Source organism: Actinomadura rupiterrae, assembly GCF_024172125.1.
Classification (GTDB): Bacteria; Actinomycetota; Actinomycetes; order Streptosporangiales; family Streptosporangiaceae; genus Spirillospora; species Spirillospora rupiterrae.
This window is the reverse complement of sequence record NZ_JAMZEA010000009.1, coordinates 112309-129869: the sequence shown is the minus strand read 5'-3', so window position 1 is coordinate 129869 and position 17561 is coordinate 112309. Positions and strand designations below refer to the sequence as shown.

Below are 17561 nucleotides of genomic sequence, written 5' to 3'. Positions count from 1 at the left end.
GGACGGCCGCCGATTCCAGAGGCCGCCGGGCGGGGTCCGGGTTGGTAGCCTCGGGCGGCATACGCACGTCAGAGCCGCCCGCGGCCGCCGCCCACGACCGGAGTCCGGGAGTACCCAGCATGAAGACCAGCAGCCCGCCCTCCGCCGGGCCGGGCCGGACCGTGGCCCGGTTCCTCGGGTACGGCGGCGCGGCGCTGCTGGTGTCGGCGGCCCTGGCCGTGCTGGTGTTCCAGGCGTTCGGCGGCAAGCACCGCAGCGACGCGTCCGCCGCCGGGACGGGCACCACCAGCCCGTCCAGCGGCGCGTCCGGCGGGACGTCCGGAACGGTCCCGTCGGGGCCGGTGCAGCAGCAGACGCGGGGCGGCAGCCCCTACCCTTCGAAGTCGGGGGCGCCTGGCACGGGCTCGCAGCCCGGCGACCAGGGCGCGCCCATGCCCGGCACCGGCGGCGGTGTCGGCCCGCAGTTCTGCCCGGCGGGCACGGCCGACTACCGCGCGGCCGGGACGAACGGCATCGACGTCGCGGTGAGCGTCGGCGCGGCGGGCGTGGTGAAGGCCGACGTCACCGTCGCGGGCCACGGCGACCTGAGCGACCAGGCGACCGTGCACCGCGCGGGCACCCAGAAGTTCCACTTCACCGTCGCGCCGGCCCTGGTCCGCCGCGTCAAGATCACCACGATGTCCGTGGGCGTGGACATGCAGTCCTGCTACGCCCGGCCCGCCTGACCTCCGTCCCGCCCGCCGCCCCGTCCCCTGCCCTGACCCGCCCTCGGCCCGTCCGGCACCCCTCTCTATGCTGCTGGTCAGGCCGTCAGTGAAGGAGAGCGCCGCCTTGAGCGTAGAGCCGGAGGGGCCCGTGGGGCCGGAGGCCAGCCAGAACGCGCCCGAGCTGGAGGAGGAGCGCGGCGGCGCGGGCACCCCCGACGGCTTCCAGCGCCTCTGGACGCCGCACCGGATGGCCTACATCAAGGGCGAGAACAAGCCGTCCGGCGAGGACGAGGGCTGCCCGTTCTGCGAGATCCCGAAGATGAGCGACGAGGACGGGCTGATCGTGGCGCGCGGCGGCAGCGTGTACGCCGTGCTGAACCTCTACCCGTACAACTCGGGGCACCTGATGGTCGTCCCGTACCGGCACGTGGCCGACTACACCGAGCTGGACGAGGACGAGTACGGCGAGCTGGCCGTGCTCACCCGCCGCGCGATCACCGCGCTGCGCCGGGCGAGCGGCGCGCAGGGCTTCAACGTCGGGATGAACCTCGGCCTGGTCGCGGGCGCGGGCATCGCCGCGCACCTGCACCAGCACGTGGTGCCGCGGTGGGGCGGCGACACCAACTTCATGCCGGTGATCGGCCAGACCAAGGTGCTGCCGCAGCTGCTCCGCGACACCCGCCGCCTGATCGCCGAAGCCTGGCCGGCCGGCTCCTGAGTCGCGGCGGGGCGGCTCAGTTGCCGGTCAGCGGGGACGGCGGCTGCGCCGGGGCCTGGGCGCTGGTCGGGGGCGGACCGGCCGCCGCGTGCAGCTCGGAGACCGTGACGAACTCGAACCCCTTGTCGCGCAGCCCGCGGATCATCTTCGACAGGTTCCGGAGCGCGACCAGCCGGTCCGGGTTGCCGTGGTCGTGCGCGAGGACGATCGTCCCGGGCTTCACATTGTTGACGATGTAGTCGACCAGGCCCTGCGGATGGTCCTGGTAGGTCTTCTCCAGCATCTTGATGCCCCAGAGCGTCAGGTCGTAGCCGAGCTGGCCCGCCGCGCTCATGGTGGTCCCGCCGAGCTGCCCGAAGGGCGGCCGCAGGTGCCGGGGCTCCTTGCCGGTGATCGAGGCGATCGCCTTGTGCGCGCGGTGGATCGCGTCCACGGCCTCGTCGTGGGTCAGGCGCGACATGTCCTTGTGCGCCCAGGTGTGGTTGCCCGCCTCGTGCCGGTCCATCCGGCCGTGGATGATCTTCGCGTTGGCCACCGCGCGCTGGCCGACCATGAAGAACGTCGCCTTGGCCTTCTCGGCGTCGAGGATGTCGTGCACCATCCCGGTCCAGTTCGGCATCGGCCCGTCGTCGAAGGTCAGCGCCACCAGCTTCTGCGAGGTGTCGACCGACCAGGTCACGTCCACGTGCCCGTGCACCGGGCGCCACGGCCCGGCCACCGGGATGGCCATGGCCGACTTCGGCGTCCCCTCCGGGACCGCCGCGACGGCCCCCGCGCCGCCGGCCGCGCCCACGGCCAGCCCGCCCACGGCCAGACCCGCGCCCTTGATGATGTTGCGGCGGCTCGGCCTGCCCCGGTCCCGCCCGTCCCCCGTACTCGTCACAGCTGAAAAGAATCTCACAGTTCGCAGAGAATTCCCCAGCGGGGTGGACATCGCCGGAGAAAAGCGGCGAAGGGGGCCGTCCGATGGGGACGGCCCCTCGCTCAGCCCCGCGTCACTCGGCCTTCTCCTCCTCGGCGACCCGGTCCGCCAGGTGCGACGGCAGCGGCTCGTACCGCAGGAACGCGCGGTGGAAGGTGCCGGTGCCCTGCGACATCGACCGCAGGTCGATCGCGTACCGGATGATCTCCAGCTGCGGCACCTCGGCCCGGATCAGCGTCCGGCCGCCCGGCGGCACCGCCTCGGTGCCGAGCACCCGGCCGCGCCGCGAGGTCAGGTCGGACATCACCGCGCCCATGTACTCGTCCGCGATCAGCACGCTGACCTCGTCCACCGGCTCCAGCAGCAGCACCGGGACGCGGCTCGCGGCGTCCTTCAGCGCGAGCGCGCCCGCCGCCTGGAACGCCATGTCGGACGAGTCGACCGAGTGCGCCTTGCCGTCGTGCAGCGTCACCCGCACGTCGACCAGCGGGTACCCGGCCGCGACGCCGCGCTCCATCTGCTGCCGGACGCCCTTCTCCACCGACGGGATGAACTGCCGCGGGACCACGCCGCCGACGATGCGGTCCACGAACTCGAAGCCCTCCCCGGACGGCAGCGGCTCCACGGTGACGTGGCAGATGCCGTACTGGCCGTGCCCGCCGCTCTGCTTGACGTGCCGCCCGAGCCCGTCGGCCTTGCCGCCGAACGTCTCGCGCAGCGGCACGCGCAGCTCCACCCGCTCCACCTCCACGCCGTAGCGGGACGCGAGCCGGTCGATCAGCACGTCCGCGTGCGCCTCGCCCATGCACCACAGCACCAGCTGCCGGGTCTCGGCGTTGTTCTCCAGCCGCAGCGTCGGGTCCTCGGCGACCAGCCGGCCGAGCGCCTGGCCGAGCTTGTCCTCGTCGGCCTTCGAGCGCGCCCGGATCGCCACCGGCAGCAGCGGGTCCGGCATCGTCCAGGGCGCCATGACCAGCGGGTTGGACGGGTCGGACAGGGTGTCGCCGGTCTCCGCGCGGGCCAGCTTGGCCACCGCGCACACGTCGCCCGCGCGGCACTCGGCGACCGTCCGCTGGGTCTTGCCGAGCGGCGAGCTGAGCGCCCCGATCCGCTCGTCCACGTCGTGGTCCTCGTGCCCGCGGTCGGTCATCCCGTGCCCGGAGACGTGCACGGTGGTGTCCGGGCGCAGCGTCCCGGAGAACACCCGGACCATCGAGATCCGCCCGACGTAGGGGTCGGAGACGGTCTTGACGACCTCCGCGACCAGCGGCCCCTCCGGATCGCACTTGATCGGCCGCGGCGGGCCGCCGTTCACGGGGGAGACCTGCGGGCAGGAGTGCTCCAGCGGGGACGGGAACGCCTGGGTGACGACCTCCAGCAGCTCGGCCATCCCGATCACCGGGCCCGGCTGCTGGCCGTGCGGCACCGAGGTCGCGAGCACCGGGTAGAAGCTGCCCCGCGCGACCGCCGTCTCCAGGTCCGCGATGAGCGCCTTGACGTCGATGTCCTCGCCGGACACGTACCGCTCCATGAGCGACTCGTCCTCGCTCTCCTGGATGATCCCCTCGATCAGCGACGCGCGCTGCTCGGCGATCCGCTCCAGGTGCGCCGGGTCGGGGTCGCGCTCGGCCCGCCGCCCGGACGAGTAGTCGAAGCAGCGCTGCGTCAGCAGCCCCACCAGGCCGGTCAGCCGCTCGCCCTCGGTGACCGGGAAGTAGCACGGCAGCACGCCCTCGCCGAAGGCGTCCTGCAGGTGCAGCAGCGTGTCGTCGAAGTCGCCGCGCTGCTGGTCCACCTTGGTGACCACGACCGCGCGCGGCATCGACACCGCCGCGCACTCCTCCCACAGCATCCGGGTCAGCCCGTCGACGCCGTCCACGGCGGAGACCACGAACAGGGCGGCGTCGGCGGCGCGCAGCCCGGCCCGCAGGTCCCCGACGAAGTCGGCGTACCCGGGCGTGTCGATCAGGTTGACCTTGATGTCGCCGTGCTCGAACGGGGCGAGGGCGAGGTTCACCGAGCGCTGCTGGCGCACCTCGACGTCGTCGTGGTCGCTGACCGTGGTGCCGTCCTCGACCCGGCCCGCGCGCTGCACGGTCCCGGTGGCGGCGAGCAGCGCCTCGGCGAGCGTGGTCTTCCCCGCCCCCGAGTGGCCGACCAGCGCGACGTTGCGCACCCTGTCGGGCCGGTCGGCCTCCGGTGCCCTGCCATGGCCTCCCGGGTGGTTCGCTCTGTCCGTCATGACACACCTCCTCGGGCGGGCTCCCGCCACGGGAGCCCGGCACGCTCCTCCTGGGGACCTCTGCCCGGAGTGAGCGGCGTCACATCCGTCTCCTCACCCTTTCCCGTGTCGGCGCGGACCACAAGGGGTGAGGTGGTAATGATGAGCACTACGATGGGCGCGCCGCGCGGCGCGCGGATGGGCCGTGTCCGGCCCCGCTGGCGCCCGGCCCTTCGGACTCTCGATGAACGGACGGCGATGCTCAACAAACTGCGGCCTGCGCTGGGCCGCGTCCTGACACCCATCGGACGGGGAGTCGCGCGCACCGGCGTGACGCCCAACGCGATCACGGTCGTCGGGACGGCGGGCACCGTCGCGGGGGCGCTGGTCCTCTTCACCCGGGGGCACTACTTCTGGGGCACGATGGTGATCACCGCCTTCGTGCTGTTCGACATGCTGGACGGCGCCGTCGCCCGGGTCACGGGCACGACCTCCCGGTTCGGCGCGTTCCTGGACTCCACCATGGACCGGGTCGCGGACGCGGCGATCTTCGCCGGGCTGATGATCGGGCTCTCCCGCGACGGCGAGGACGGCCTGGCCGCCGTCGCGCTGTACTGCCTGGTCGCCGGGGTCGTGGTGTCCTACGCCAAGGCGCGCGCCGAGGGACTTGGGTACACCTGCAACGTCGGCATCGCCGAGCGGTCCGAGCGGCTGATCATCGCGCTGGTCGCGGCCGGGTTCCACGGCCTCGGCGTCCCCTACATCCTGACCTTCGCGCTGTGGCTGCTCGCCGTGCTCAGCACGGTCACGGTCGGCCAGCGGTTCGCGACGGTCTACAAGCAGGCGAACGCGCTGCCGCCCGGGGTCCAGGACGCTCCCCGCCCGGCCGAGCCCCGCGGCGGGCGGCCGGAGCCCGCGGCCCCGGCCCAGGAGCGCGCGCAAGGGCCGGAGACGGTCGCGGAGGTCGCCGAGGTGGACGAGGAGCGGCACGCGCCCGGACGGCGCGCATGACCGGCTCCGGGACGGAGGAGGACGGTCCCGGATCCGGCGCCGCCGGTCCCGGAGAACCGGCCCGTCCTGCCGCCCCCGGGCACGGGAAGCGGGGCCGCGCCGGCGCCCGCGCGGCCGGGGCCGGGAAGGCGGGGCGTCTCGGCGCTCGTGCGGCGGGGGTCGGGGGGCGGGCGGTGGCGCGCGTCACCGACGCCGGGTACGCGCTGGGCTGGACGGTCGTCCGCAAGATGCCGGAGCGGCTCGCCCGCGCGCTGTTCACCGCGATCGCCGACCGCACCTGGCGGCGGCGCGGCGAGGGCGTCCGGCAGCTGGAGCGCAACCTGTGCCGGGTGCTCGGGCGGCCCGAGCCCGACGCCTACGTCCGGCTGACCGCCAAGCAGGTCATGCGGTCCTACTTCCGGTACTGGCTGGAGGTCTTCCGGCTGCCGGAGTACTCGCGCGAGCGCATCCTCGGCCACATGGACGTCTCCGGGCACGAGAGGGCCCTGAAGACCCTCGACTCGGGCCGCGGGATCATCCTCGCGCTGCCGCACATGGGCAACTACGAGCAGGCGGGGGCCTGGCTCGTGCACATGGGCTACCCGTTCACCACGGTCGCCGAGCGCCTCAAGCCCGAATCCCTTTTCGACCGTTTTGTCGCTTTTCGTGAGAGCCTGGGAATGGAGGTCCTGCCGCACCGGGGCGCGTCGGCGTACGGCCGCCTCGCCCAGCGGCTGCGCGCCGGACGCCCCGTCTGCCTGGTCGTCGACCGCGACCTCACCGAGTCCGGGATCGACGTGGAGTTCTTCGGCGAGACCGCCCGGATGCCCGCCGTCGCCGCCGCGCTGGCGATCCAGACGGGCGCCGCGCTGCATCCGGTGACACTCTGGTACCAGGGCGAGGACTGGGGGGCCCGGGTGCACGAGGAGATCCCGGTCCCCGCGACGGGCGGCAGACGGGAGAGGGTCCAGGCCATGACCCAGGAGCTCGCGCGGGTCTTCCAGCAGGGCATCGCCGAACACCCCGAGGACTGGCACATGCTCCAGAAGGTGTGGGTCGCCGACCTCGGCGCGGGCGCCGGGCGGGGCCGGGGCCCGGGGCGCCCCGCGGGGGACGCGCGGTGAGGGTCGGGATCGTCTGCCCGTACACCTGGAACGTGCCCGGCGGGGTGCAGCAGCACGTCCGCGACCTCGCCGAGGCGCTGGTCGGGTTCGGCCACCACGTCTCGGTGATCACCCCGGCCGACGACGACGCCCAGCTCCCCGAGTACGCGGTGTCGGCCGGACGCGCCGTCCCGGTGCCCTACAACGGCTCGGTCGCCCGGCTGGCTTTCGGGTTCCGGTCGGCGAGCCGGGTGCGGCGCTGGATCCACGAGGGCGGCTTCGACGTGCTGCACGTGCACGAGCCGGCCGCGCCGTCCCTGGGGCTGCTGGCCTGCTGGGCGGCCGACGGCCCGATCGTCGGCACCTTCCACGCGTCCTACACCAAGTCCCGGGTCGTGTCGGTGACCGCGCCGATCCTGCAGTCCGGCCTGGAGAAGATCACCGGCCGGATCGCGGTGTCCGAGGCGGCCCGCAAGACCCTGGTCGAGCACCTCGGCGGCGACGCGGTGCTGATCCCCAACGGCGTCGCGACCGAGCGGTACGCGATGGCCGACCCGCTGCCCGGCTGGCCCGGCCGCGACGCCACCGCCGGGACCGGCCCGCACCTCGCGACCGCCCCCCACCTCGGGACCGGCTCGCTCCCCGGCCCCGGCCCGCACCTCGGGACCGGCCCGGGGGAGGGCGGCGGCGTGCTCGGCTTCCTCGGCCGCATGGACGAGCCGCGCAAGGGCCTGCAGGTGCTGCTGCGGGCCTTCGAGATCCTCGCCCGGCGGCGGCCCGGGCTGCGGCTGCTGCTCGCCGGGCCCGGCGACGCCGACGACGTCGTGGCGCGCGTCTCGCCCGAGCTGCGCGACCGGGTGGCGGTGCTCGGCATGGTCAGCGAGGCCGACAAGATCCGCGCCTACCACTCGGTGGACGTGTTCGTCGCGCCGAACCTCGGCGGCGAGAGCTTCGGGATCGTCCTGGCCGAGGCGATGTCGGCGGGCGCGCCGATCCTGGCCAGCGACATCGAGGCGTTCGACCGGGTGCTGCTCGGCGGCCGGGCCGGCGTGCTGTTCCCGGTCGGCGACGCCGAGGCGCTCGCCGCGTCCGCCGCCGAGCTGCTGGACGACCCGGCCCGCCGCAAGCAGCTGTCGGCCGAGGCGCGCGCCGCCGTCCGCCGCTACGACTGGTCGGCGGTGGCCCGCGACGTGCTGCGGGTCTACGAGACCGTCACGCTGCCCGGCACGACGGTCGTCGAGTCCGGACGCGGGGCCTAGGACGCGCGATGCTCCCCGACTGGATCTACGACCTGCTCTTCGTCGCCGCCGTGGTGTTCCTGGTCGGCGTGTACGTCTCCTGGCGCGCCACCCGGCTGGACCGGCTGCACGTCCGCGTCGAGACCGCCCGCGCCGCCCTGGACGCCGCCCTCGTCCGGCGGGCGGCCGTCACGCTGGAGCTCGCCGCGTCCCGGCTGCTCGACCCGGCCACCAGCCTCGTCCTGGCGACCGCCGCGCACGAGGCCCGCACTGCCGACGCCGAGTCCCGCGAGTTCGCCGAGAGCGACCTGTCGCGCGCCCTGCGCGCCGTGGTGGACCAGCCCGACTTCGCCGCCACCCTCGCCGCCAAACCGGACGGGCAGGCCGTCCTGGAGGAGCTGACGAGCGCCTCGGCCAAGGTCGTCTACGCCCGCAGCTTCTACAACGACGCCGTCGCGTCCGCCCGCACCGCCCGGCGGAAACTGCTGATCAGGGTGCTGCCGCTGGCGGGACGCGCCGCCTGGCCGGGGTTCTTCGAGATCGACGACGACCCGCCGCGCCCCTGAGTCACCCTCCGTGCCCGCTCGATCGCGATCTGTGGAGGCGGATCGGCGCGGGGTCCGGGGACGGCCGCGGGCGGTCGGCTACCCTCGGGGCCGATCGCCGTCGTCGGAGTGAGGAGAGCGCGTGGGCTTCGTCCGGAACCGGACCCTGCGGACGTGGACGGCCGCCGGGATGGGCGGGGTGCTGGTCTGCGGGACGCTCGCGGCCTGCGGCGGGGGAGGCAAGGGCAAGTCCCCGTCGTCCCAGCCCCTCAAGGGCGGCGCGTCCGCCTCGCCGACCGCGCTCGGCTACCACCCGCTCAACGGCGGCCATACGGGCCTGCACAACCCGGTGCTCGCCGTGAAGGTCGAGAACACCTCCCCGGCGATGCCGCAGAGCGGCGTGTCCGCCGCCGACCTCGTCTACGTCGAGCAGGTCGAGGGCGGCGAGACCCGGCTGATGGCCGTGTTCTCCTCGCACCTGCCGAAGCGGGTCGGGCCGGTCCGCAGCGCCCGCATCTCCGACCTGCACCTGCTGCCGCAGTTCGGCCGCCCGGCGTTCGCGTTCTCCGGCGTCCAGAGCAAGATGAAGAAGTACATCAAGCAGGCGCCGGTGTACGACATCTCCCAGGACAACGGCGGCCGCGCCTACGTCCGGGACAACTCCCGCAAGATCCCCTACAACCTGTACGCCGACCCGAAGGACCTGCTCAAGCAGGCCCCGAAGGCGCAGGGCCCGCAGGACGTCGGGTTCCGGTTCGGCGACGCGCCCGAGGGCGGCAAGCCGACCTCGTCCTTCACGGCCAAGTGGCCCGCCGCCGACATGGAGTTCACCTGGTCGGCCAAGGACAAGCGCTGGCTGGCGTCCTTCCACGGCCGTCCCGACATGGACGCGAACGGCGGACGCGTCGGAGGCCGGACCATCGTCGTCCAGCGCGCGAAGACCACCAGGTCGCAGTTCCACGACTTCCTCGGCGCCTACACGCCGCTGATCCACACCACCGGGACCGGCACCGCCACCGTCTACCGCGACGGCAAGGCCTACGACGCCAAGTGGTCGCGGCCGAGCGAGGACAAGGGCACCACGTTCACGACCGCCGACGGCAAGCCGCTGAACTTCGCGCCGGGGCAGGTCTGGGTGGTCCTGGTGAACGACGGCAAGCCCTACATGCCGTAGCGCTCTCCGCCTGCTGTAGCGCTCTGCGGACTTCGGAGTAGCGCTTCTCGATGGGGAGTAGCGCTTCGCGATAGGTGGCGTAGCGGTTTCCGGCCGTGCGCGGGATTTTCCAATCTGTAAGGCCCGTTCCGGAGATGGCTCCCGTACACGCCGTGGCGGCGGGCCCGGCGGTGCTGACACTCTGCCGGGTCGAGGGGCTGCCCTAGCAGGCAATATCATGGGATCAGACTTGTCGTCCGTTCACGTGAGGAATGCCCGTGTCCACACCCAGCAACGCTCCTGAGAACACCGCTCCCGCCACGGGCACCGCCCGGGTCAAGCGCGGCATGGCGGAGATGCTCAAGGGCGGCGTGATCATGGACGTCGTCACGCCCGACCAGGCCAAGATCGCCGAAGACGCCGGCGCGGTGGCCGTGATGGCCCTGGAGCGCGTCCCGGCCGACATCCGCGCCGAGGGCGGCATCTCCCGGATGAGCGACCCGGACATGATCGAGGGGATCATCGAGGCGGTCTCCATCCCGGTGATGGCCAAGGCCCGGATCGGCCACTTCGTCGAGGCCCAGGTGCTGCAGGCCCTCGGCGTCGACTACATCGACGAGTCCGAGGTGCTCACCCCGGCCGACTACGCCAACCACATCGACAAGTGGGCCTTCACCGTGCCGTTCGTGTGCGGCGCGACCAACCTCGGCGAGGCGCTGCGCCGCATCACCGAGGGCGCGGCCATGATCCGCTCCAAGGGCGAGGCCGGCACCGGCGACGTCTCCAACGCCACCACGCACATGCGCGAGATCCGCGCCGAGATCCGCAAGCTGCAGAGCCTGCCCGAGGACGAGCTGTTCGTCGCCGCCAAGGAGCTCCAGGCCCCGTACGAGCTGGTCAAGGAGGTCGCGCAGAACGGCAAGCTGCCGGTCGTGCTGTTCACCGCGGGCGGCATCGCCACCCCGGCCGACGCCGCGATGATGATGCAGCTCGGCGCCGAGGGCGTGTTCGTCGGCTCCGGCATCTTCAAGTCCGGCAACCCGGCCCAGCGCGCCGAGGCGATCGTGAAGGCCACCACCTTCCACGACGACCCCGACGTGATCGCCAAGGTCTCCCGCGGCCTCGGCGACGCCATGGTCGGCATCAACGTCGCCTCCCTCGGCGAGGACCAGAAGTTCGCCCACCGCGGCTGGTAGGCGTCCCGCGCCGGAACGGCCGGGTTACTTCCCGGTCCGGGCTCCCCGCGCCGCGCGCGAGGGTTTACGCTGGCCGCGCGGCCGGTGGGGGCCTGGTCCCCGTGGGCGGAGCGGCCGCGGGAGGGGATGGACGAGCATGGCTTGGTCGGTCGCTCTGGCCTGCGCGACCGCGGGCGATCCCGCCGAGGTGTTCCGGCCGGGCCTGAGCCCCGATCCGGACGCCGGCGCGGCGCTCGCCCGGCGGCTCTACCCGGCGGCGACCCTGGTCGAGGCCGGCGAGACGGTGCTGGACTTCGCGCTCTGGCCCTACGAGGACGAGCTGTTCGTCGGCGCCTTCGACCGCGCCCTGCTGGTCTGCGACCGGCGGCTGTTCGGCCTGGACGACGACGCCCGCCGGATCGCCGACACGGTCGCGGCGGCCCTGCCCGGCGCGCGCTGCGGCGTGCTGGTGCTGCAGCACGTGGCGGCCGGGTGCTGGTTCCGCTGGTACGAGGCGGGCGGGCTGCGCCGCGAGGTGTTCGTGACCGCCGACGACGGCGTGGTCATCGACCAGGGCGGCCGGATGCCCGCCGAACGCCCCTACTGGGCGGCGATCGACGGCGGCGCGCCCGACGTGCCGCTGCCGTTCTCGCCCGAGGAGTTCGGCCTCGCCATCGCGCGCGAGCACATGGTCGGCCGCGACCTGGCGTCCCTCGGCCCGGACGGCTTCCTGCCGCTGGAACTGCCGCTGCGCCGCTTCAAGCTCTGCTGAGCCCCCGGTTTTACCTCCCTTCCGGGAAGGGAGCGCAGGTCCGGGGGTGTTGTAACCGACGTCTAGGGTTGTGACCGGTCCCCGGAACTCCCTGAAACTCCCCGGAAGGACAAGCGTGACCTCTGTGCCGACCATCGGCGTGCTGGCCCTGCAGGGCGACGTGCGCGAGCACGCGCGCGCCCTTGAGGAGGCGGGGGCGCGGACCCTCCCGGTCCGCCGCCCCGAGGAGCTGGAGAGCGTGGACGGGCTAGTGATCCCCGGCGGCGAGTCCACCACCATGTGGCGGCTGGCCCGCTCGTTCGAGCTGCTCGAACCGCTCCGCAAGCGCATCGAGGCGGGCATGCCCGCCTACGGCTCCTGCGCCGGCATGATCATGCTCGCCGACCGGATCGAGGGCGGCGCCGCCGGGCAGGAGACGGCCGGCGGCATCGACATGACCGTGCGCCGCAACGCCTTCGGCCGCCAGGTCGACTCGTTCGAGGCGCCGGTTCAGCTCACCGGCATGGGGGACACGCCGTACCACGCCGTCTTCATCCGCGCTCCCTGGGTGGAGCGCGTGGGCGAGGCGGTCGAGGTGCTCGGTCGTGCCGAGAGCGGCCCGAACGTCGGTAGGATCGTCGCCGTCCGCCAGGGCCGCCTCATGGCGACCTCGTTCCACCCTGAACTGACGGGCGACCACCGCGTGCACCACTACTTCGCCGAACTGGTGCGCCGGGCGACCGAGGAGGATTAAGCATGTCCGGCCACTCCAAGTGGGCGACGACCAAGCACAAGAAGGCTGCCCTCGACGCCAAGCGCGGCAAGCTCTTCGCCAAGCTGATCAAGAACATCGAGGTCGCGGCGCGCACCGGCGGCGGCGACCCCGACTCCAACCCGACGCTGTACGACGCCATCTACAAGGCGAAGAAGAGCTCGGTCCCGAACGACAACATCGAGCGCGCGCGCAAGCGCGGCGCCGGTGAGGAGGCGGGCGGCGCCGACTGGCAGACCATCACCTACGAGGGCTACGCGCCCGGCGGTGTCGCGGTGCTCATCGAGTGCCTCACCGACAACCGCAACCGCGCCGCCTCCGAGGTGCGCGTCGCGCTCACCCGCAACGGCGGCTCGCTCGCCGACCCGGGCTCGGTCTCGTACATGTTCAACCGCAAGGGCGTCATCATCGTCCCCAAGGAGGGCACGACCGAGGACGACGTGATGCTGGCCGTCGCGGACGCGGGCGCCGAGGACGTCAACGACATCGGCGACCAGTTCGAGGTGGTCTCCGAGGCGACCGACCTGCTCCCGGTCCGCAAGGCCCTGCAGGAGGCCGGGATCGACTACGAGTCGGCCGAGAGCAAGTTCCTGCCGACCATGTCGGTCCCGCTCGACGAGGAGAACGCCCGCAAGGTGTTCCGCCTCCTCGACGCCCTGGAGGACTCCGACGACGTCCAAGAGGTCTACGCGAACTTTGATGTGAGCGACGAGGTCATGGAGGCCATCGACGCCTGACGCGTCGCCGCGCACCTCTGTCGACGGACGCCGCCGCCCGGATACCGGGAGGCGGCGTCCGTCCTGTCGCGCCTAGGGTGGGGATCATGGAGATTCGCGACGTGACCACCGCCGACCTGGACGCGGTGCTGGACAACCGGGTCCGTGCGTTCGGGCCGGTGGACGAGGACGAGGTCCGCTCCTGGCGGCACCGGGCGGATCTGGTCCTGCCCGAGGGCCGGGAGATCGCCGGCTGGGACGGCGACCACCTCGTGGCGACGACCCGGATCTGGAAGTTCCGGCAGTGGTGGCAGGGGCGCGCGGTGCCGACCGGCGGCGTGGCCGGTGTGACGGTGGCACCGGAGGACCGCGGCCGCGGCGCGGGGCGGAAGATCGTCACCGCCGCTTTGCAACGTTCCATCGAGCGCGGTGACGTGCTCGCGGCGCTGCATCCGGCGACGACCGCGTTCTACCGCGGGCTGGGCTTCGAGCACGCGGGCGGGATGCACAAGATCACGATGCCCGCCGAGGTGCTGCGCGGCCTCTCCGCCGAGCGGGTCGAGGTGCACCGCGCGACGCCGGACGACGCCGAGCTGGTCGCCGAGACGATCGCGCGGGTGCACCGGGACGCGCGCGACAGCGGTCCGATGGACCGCGGCGGGGCGTACTGGCGGGTCGTCCTGGCGGACGAGAAGCCGTTCGCCTACCTGGCCGAGGACGGCGTGCTGATCTACCGCTGGTCCAAGGACGGCTCGGCCCTGGAGGTCGAGCGGCTGGTGGCGGGCTCGGAGCGGACGGCGCGGGGGCTGTGGGCGATCGTCGGGTCCGGCGCGTCCACGGCCGAGACGGTGCGGGCGCATCTGGCGCCGTACGACCCCGTCCTGTGGCTGGTGGGGGAGCGCGAGCACGACATGATCGACCGCACCCAGTGGATGCTGCGCGTCCTGGACGCCCCCAAGGCGGTCGAGCTGCGCGGCTACCGGCCGGGTGTGAGCGCCGAGATCCCGGTCCGGATCGAGGACGACCTGGTGACGGCGAACACCGGCGACTGGACGCTGACGGTGAAGGACGGCGAGGGACGCCTCGAACCCGCCTCCGAGGACCCGGCGGCCGTCCGCGTCGGCCCGCGCGGCCTCGCGGCGCTGTACGCGGGCGTCCCGCTGAGCACGCTGCGCCGGTCGGGGCTGCTGCACGGCGGCGACATCCGCTCCGAGGCGCTGGACTCGGTGTTCGGCGCCCAGCCCTTCGCCCTCGACTACTACTGAGGTCCGGACACCCGGCCGGGCCTGCGCGACACCCGGCCGGGCCCGCGCGACACCCGGCCGGGCCCGCGCGACACCCGGCCGGGCCTGCGCGCGCATGTCATGCTGGTCCGATAGCGTGACCGTCGGCCGAACACATGATCGAAAGGCGGGGCCGTGCGGGTGATGGGCGTGGACCCCGGGCTCACCAGGTGCGGTGTCGGCGTCGTGGAGGGGGTTCCCGGCGCGCCGCTGAGCCTGGTGCACGTGTCGGTCGTCCGCACCGACCCGGACGAGGACGTGGCGCTCCGGCTGCTCGGCATCGAGCGCGGCATCGAGGCGCTCATAGAGGAGCTGCGCCCCGAGGTCGTGGCGGTGGAGCGGGTGTTCGCCCAGCACAACGTCAGCACGGTCATGGGCACCGCGCAGGCGGCGGGTCTTGCGATGGTCGCCGCGGCCCGGCGCGGGCTGCCGGTGGCGATGCACACGCCGAGCGAGGCCAAGGCCGCGATCACCGGCAACGGACGCGCCGACAAGGCGCAGGTGACGTCCATGGTGACGCGGCTGCTGCGGCTGGACGCGCCGCCGAAGCCCGCCGACGCCGCCGACGCGCTGGCGCTGGCGATCTGCCACGTCTGGCGCGGCGGCGGGCAGGCCCGGCTGGCCGCGGCGCGGAAGCGCGCGGTCCCGGGCCAGGCCGGGCCCAGCCAGGCAGAGATCAACGCCGCCCGGATCGCCGAGGCGCAGCGGGCGGCCCGTTCCCGTAGTCGAGGAGGTTTCCCGAGGTGATCGCGTTCGTCAGCGGCAAGGTGGCCGCCGCCGGGCCGGACGGCGCCGTGATCGACGTGCACGGCGTCGGGATGGCGGTGCAGTGCACGCCGGCGACGCTCGCCGGGCTGAAGGTCGGCGAGCCGGCGCACGTGCCGACGTCGCTGGTCGTCCGGGAGGACTCGCTCACCCTGTTCGGGTTCGCCGACGACGACGAGCGGCAGATCTTCGAGCTGCTGCAGACCGCGAGCGGCGTGGGGCCGCGGCTGGCGCTGGCGATGCTCGCCGTGCACAGCCCGGACGCGCTGCGCATCGCGGTCGCGCAGGAGGACGTGAACGCGCTCACGAAGGTGCCCGGCATCGGGAAGAAGGGCGCGCAGCGGATCGTCCTGGAGCTGAAGGACCGCCTCGGCGGCCCGGTCGGCGCGGCGGAGGCGCCCGGCCGCCGTCCGGGCGCGGGGCAGGCGTGGCGCGCGCAGGTGCAGACCGGCCTGGTGAACCTCGGCTGGACGGTCCGGGACGCCGACGCCGCCGTGGACGCGGTCGCCGCCGACCTGGACGGCACCGAGGTCCCGCCGGTCGGCGAGCTGCTGAAGGCCGCCCTGAAGAAGCTGAGCAAGTGAGCGAGTACGAGGAGCGCCTGGTCGGCGCCGGGGCCGAGGGGCCCGAGGAGCAGGCGATCGACGCCGCGCTGCGGCCGAAGCGGCTGGACGACTTCGTCGGGCAGGAGCGCGTGCGCGAGCAGCTGTCGCTGGTGCTGCGCAGCGCGCTGCGGCGCGGCCGCACCCCCGACCACGTGCTGCTGTCGGGCGGTCCGGGGCTGGGCAAGACGACCCTCGCCATGATCATCGCCGCCGAGCTGGGACAGCCGCTGCGGATCACCTCGGGTCCGGCGATCGAGCGCGCCGGCGACCTGGCCGCCGTGCTGTCCACCCTCGCCGAGGGGGAGGTGCTGTTCCTGGACGAGATCCACCGGATGGCCCGTCCCGCCGAGGAGATGCTCTACATGGCGATGGAGGACTTCCGGGTGGACGTCGTGGTCGGCAAGGGCCCCGGCGCGACCGCGATCCCGCTCGACATCGCCCCGTTCACGCTGGTCGGCGCGACCACCCGGGCGGGGATGCTGCCCGGACCGCTGCGCGACCGGTTCGGCTTCACCGGCCACATGGACTTCTACGGCCCGGCCGAGCTGGAGGTGATCGTCCAACGCTCGGCGCGGCTGCTGGACGTGGAGATCACCGACGACGGCGCGGCGGAGGTCGCGTCCCGATCCCGGGGCACGCCGCGCATCGCGAACCGGCTGCTGCGGCGCGTCCGGGACTATGCGGAGGTCCGCGGCGACGGGATCGTGACGCATGAGGCCGCCCGGGCGGCGCTCACGCTCTACGAGGTGGACGAGAAGGGCCTGGACCGGCTCGACCGGGCCGTCCTGGGCTCGCTCATGCGCAAGTTCGGCGGCGGGCCGGTCGGTCTCTCGACGCTGGCCGTCTCGGTCGGCGAGGAGCCGGAGACCGTGGAGGTGGTGGCCGAGCCGTTCCTGGTCCGGCAGGGCCTGCTGGCCCGGACGCCGCGGGGCCGCATCGCCACCCCCGCCGCGTGGGCCCATCTGGGCCTCACCCCGCCGCCGTCCGCGCCGATGGCGGGGGCCGCGCTGTTCGACCTCGACGACGCGCCGGACGAGCCCGAATGACGGGCCGTCCGGGGCCCCGGACGCGAGCCGTGATCATGCGGCATGATCACGGTGGCGTGATCGGGGCGTAACGGGTTGGGAACTTCCCGGAAGTGCCGCTCGTCACGTCGTTGCCGGGGTCTCGCGTACTCTCTAGACTCCGGGACTTGGTCACACCGTCCACCAGCCGGCGGTCCCGAGACGCGGCCTACCGGCCACAGGCTGGGCAAACCAATCGGAAGGACGCCCCTCCAATGGGCAGCGACATTCACATCGTGGCGGCGGGTTCCGGGGGCAGCGGGCCATTCAACCTGCTGCTCCTGCTGGCCGTGCCACTGGTTTTCTATTTCCTGCTGATCCGGCCGCAGAGCAGGCGGCGCAAGCAGCAGCAGGACATGCAGAGCAGCATGGAGCCGGGCACCCGCATCCTCACCACCGCGGGCATGCACGCCACGGTCGTCGAGGTCCTCGACGACGGCATCGTGCTGGAGATCGCCCCGGGCGTCCAGGCGAAGTTCGTCAAGCAGGCCGTCATGCAGGTGCTGAAGGACGAGCCCGCCGACGAGGAGCTTGAGGACGACGAGGACACCCCGTCCGACGAGGCCGCGTCCGAGACCGCGTCCGACGACGAGGCCGCGCAGGCGAAGCCCGACGTGAAGGCCGACGCGAAGACCCAGGTCGACGCGGATGTGAAGGACGAGGCCGGCGAGGACGCCGCCGAGGACGGGAAGACCGCCGTGAAGGCGGGCGTTAAGGCCGACGCGAAGGATGAGGACGAGGCCGCCCGCGCGGGCAAGGCCGGCAAGCCCTCCGCCTGACCCGCGGCGGCACCGACAAGACGGGAAGTTCGACGACCAGTGGCATCGTCTCGT

The 17561-nt window shown here is 73.4% G+C and carries 18 protein-coding genes; 16 read left to right on the top strand and 2 right to left on the bottom strand.

Going from position 1 to position 17561, the window contains the following annotated elements:
- The first annotated feature begins 119 nt into the window (after positions 1-119).
- Together FHU30_RS30800 and FHU30_RS30795 are read left to right on the top strand one after the other, a co-directional pair.
- The gene (locus tag FHU30_RS30800; RefSeq protein ID WP_253880471.1) at positions 120-725 is read left to right on the top strand and encodes a hypothetical protein; all 606 of its coding nucleotides are present in this window, start codon (positions 120-122) and stop codon (positions 723-725) included.
- Positions 726-831: 106 nt separating this feature from the next.
- On the top strand, positions 832-1425 hold the full coding sequence (locus tag FHU30_RS30795) for an HIT family protein (protein ID WP_253880470.1): 594 nt from the start codon (positions 832-834) through the stop codon (positions 1423-1425).
- 16 nt (positions 1426-1441) lie between these two features.
- Here FHU30_RS30795 and FHU30_RS30790 read toward each other — a convergent pair whose 3' ends face one another.
- Both FHU30_RS30790 and FHU30_RS30785 read right to left on the bottom strand, forming a co-directional pair.
- Positions 1442-2308 carry a polysaccharide deacetylase family protein gene (locus tag FHU30_RS30790; RefSeq protein ID WP_253880469.1) on the bottom strand — a complete coding sequence of 289 codons (867 nt, stop codon included), beginning with the start codon at positions 2306-2308 and terminating at the stop codon, positions 1442-1444.
- Between the two features lie 112 nt (positions 2309-2420).
- Positions 2421-4589 (bottom strand): elongation factor G-like protein EF-G2, encoded by a 2169-nt coding sequence (locus tag FHU30_RS30785; RefSeq protein ID WP_253880468.1) that lies wholly within the window; start codon positions 4587-4589, stop codon positions 2421-2423.
- A gap of 237 nt (positions 4590-4826) precedes the next feature.
- Between FHU30_RS30785 and pgsA the strand changes: the two genes are divergently transcribed.
- The 14 genes from pgsA to yajC all read left to right on the top strand — a co-directional run bounded on the left by pgsA (position 4827) and on the right by yajC (position 17507).
- A complete protein-coding gene (pgsA, locus tag FHU30_RS30780; protein WP_253880467.1) occupies positions 4827-5579 on the top strand; it encodes a phosphatidylinositol phosphate synthase in 753 nt (250 codons plus the stop codon).
- Positions 5580-5752: 173 nt separating this feature from the next.
- Positions 5753-6682 (top strand): phosphatidylinositol mannoside acyltransferase, encoded by a 930-nt coding sequence (locus FHU30_RS30775; RefSeq protein WP_308211431.1) that lies wholly within the window; start codon positions 5753-5755, stop codon positions 6680-6682.
- On the top strand, positions 6679-7920 hold the full coding sequence (locus tag FHU30_RS30770) for a glycosyltransferase family 4 protein (protein ID WP_253880466.1): 1242 nt from the start codon (positions 6679-6681) through the stop codon (positions 7918-7920). The genes FHU30_RS30775 and FHU30_RS30770 overlap by 4 nt, the downstream gene beginning before the upstream one ends.
- Before the next feature lie 8 nt (positions 7921-7928).
- Positions 7929-8465, top strand: coding sequence for a LemA family protein (locus tag FHU30_RS30765; protein ID WP_253880465.1), 537 nt, complete (start codon positions 7929-7931; stop codon positions 8463-8465).
- Between the two features lie 121 nt (positions 8466-8586).
- Entirely contained in the window at positions 8587-9618 is a 1032-nt protein-coding gene (locus FHU30_RS30760) for a DUF3048 domain-containing protein (protein WP_253880464.1), read from the top strand.
- Positions 9619-9869: 251 nt separating this feature from the next.
- A complete protein-coding gene (gene pdxS / locus FHU30_RS30755; protein ID WP_253880463.1) occupies positions 9870-10793 on the top strand; it encodes a pyridoxal 5'-phosphate synthase lyase subunit PdxS in 924 nt (307 codons plus the stop codon).
- A gap of 136 nt (positions 10794-10929) precedes the next feature.
- Positions 10930-11544, top strand: a complete 615-nt coding sequence (locus tag FHU30_RS30750; RefSeq protein ID WP_253880462.1) for a DUF6928 family protein — start codon at positions 10930-10932, stop codon at positions 11542-11544.
- 115 nt (positions 11545-11659) lie between these two features.
- Positions 11660-12277 carry a pyridoxal 5'-phosphate synthase glutaminase subunit PdxT gene (pdxT, locus tag FHU30_RS30745; RefSeq protein ID WP_308211430.1) on the top strand — a complete coding sequence of 206 codons (618 nt, stop codon included), beginning with the start codon at positions 11660-11662 and terminating at the stop codon, positions 12275-12277.
- 2 nt (positions 12278-12279) lie between these two features.
- Positions 12280-13032 (top strand): YebC/PmpR family DNA-binding transcriptional regulator, encoded by a 753-nt coding sequence (locus tag FHU30_RS30740; RefSeq protein WP_253880461.1) that lies wholly within the window; start codon positions 12280-12282, stop codon positions 13030-13032.
- An 86-nt stretch (positions 13033-13118) separates the two neighbouring features.
- Complete coding sequence (locus tag FHU30_RS30735; RefSeq protein ID WP_253880460.1) at positions 13119-14276, top strand: GNAT family N-acetyltransferase; 1158 nt, start codon at positions 13119-13121, stop codon at positions 14274-14276.
- Between the two features lie 153 nt (positions 14277-14429).
- On the top strand, positions 14430-15041 hold the full coding sequence (gene ruvC, locus FHU30_RS30730) for a crossover junction endodeoxyribonuclease RuvC (protein ID WP_253880459.1): 612 nt from the start codon (positions 14430-14432) through the stop codon (positions 15039-15041).
- A complete protein-coding gene (ruvA, locus tag FHU30_RS30725) occupies positions 15038-15643 on the top strand; it encodes a Holliday junction branch migration protein RuvA (protein ID WP_253880458.1) in 606 nt (201 codons plus the stop codon). Before ruvC ends, ruvA begins: the two co-directional genes overlap by 4 nt.
- 17 nt (positions 15644-15660) lie before the next feature.
- Positions 15661-16710: a Holliday junction branch migration DNA helicase RuvB gene (ruvB, locus tag FHU30_RS30720; protein ID WP_253880889.1), complete on the top strand. Its 1050-nt coding sequence runs from the start codon at positions 15661-15663 to the stop codon at positions 16708-16710.
- A 233-nt stretch (positions 16711-16943) separates the two neighbouring features.
- A complete protein-coding gene (gene yajC, locus FHU30_RS30715) occupies positions 16944-17507 on the top strand; it encodes a preprotein translocase subunit YajC (RefSeq protein ID WP_253880457.1) in 564 nt (187 codons plus the stop codon).
- Positions 17508-17561: the final 54 nt, after the last annotated feature.

Coding starts and splice junctions, on each gene's coding strand:
- FHU30_RS30800 (WP_253880471.1), top strand. CDS start 120: ATGAAGACCAGCAGCCCGCCCTCCGCCGGGCCGGGCCGGACCGTGGCC.
- FHU30_RS30785 (WP_253880468.1), bottom strand. CDS start 4,589: ATGACGGACAGAGCGAACCACCCGGGAGGCCATGGCAGGGCACCGGAG.
- pgsA (WP_253880467.1), top strand. CDS start 4,827: ATGCTCAACAAACTGCGGCCTGCGCTGGGCCGCGTCCTGACACCCATC.
- FHU30_RS30765 (WP_253880465.1), top strand. CDS start 7,929: ATGCTCCCCGACTGGATCTACGACCTGCTCTTCGTCGCCGCCGTGGTG.
- pdxS (WP_253880463.1), top strand. CDS start 9,870: ATGCCCGTGTCCACACCCAGCAACGCTCCTGAGAACACCGCTCCCGCC.
- FHU30_RS30750 (WP_253880462.1), top strand. CDS start 10,930: ATGGCTTGGTCGGTCGCTCTGGCCTGCGCGACCGCGGGCGATCCCGCC.
- FHU30_RS30740 (WP_253880461.1), top strand. CDS start 12,280: ATGTCCGGCCACTCCAAGTGGGCGACGACCAAGCACAAGAAGGCTGCC.
- FHU30_RS30735 (WP_253880460.1), top strand. CDS start 13,119: ATGGAGATTCGCGACGTGACCACCGCCGACCTGGACGCGGTGCTGGAC.
- yajC (WP_253880457.1), top strand. CDS start 16,944: ATGGGCAGCGACATTCACATCGTGGCGGCGGGTTCCGGGGGCAGCGGG.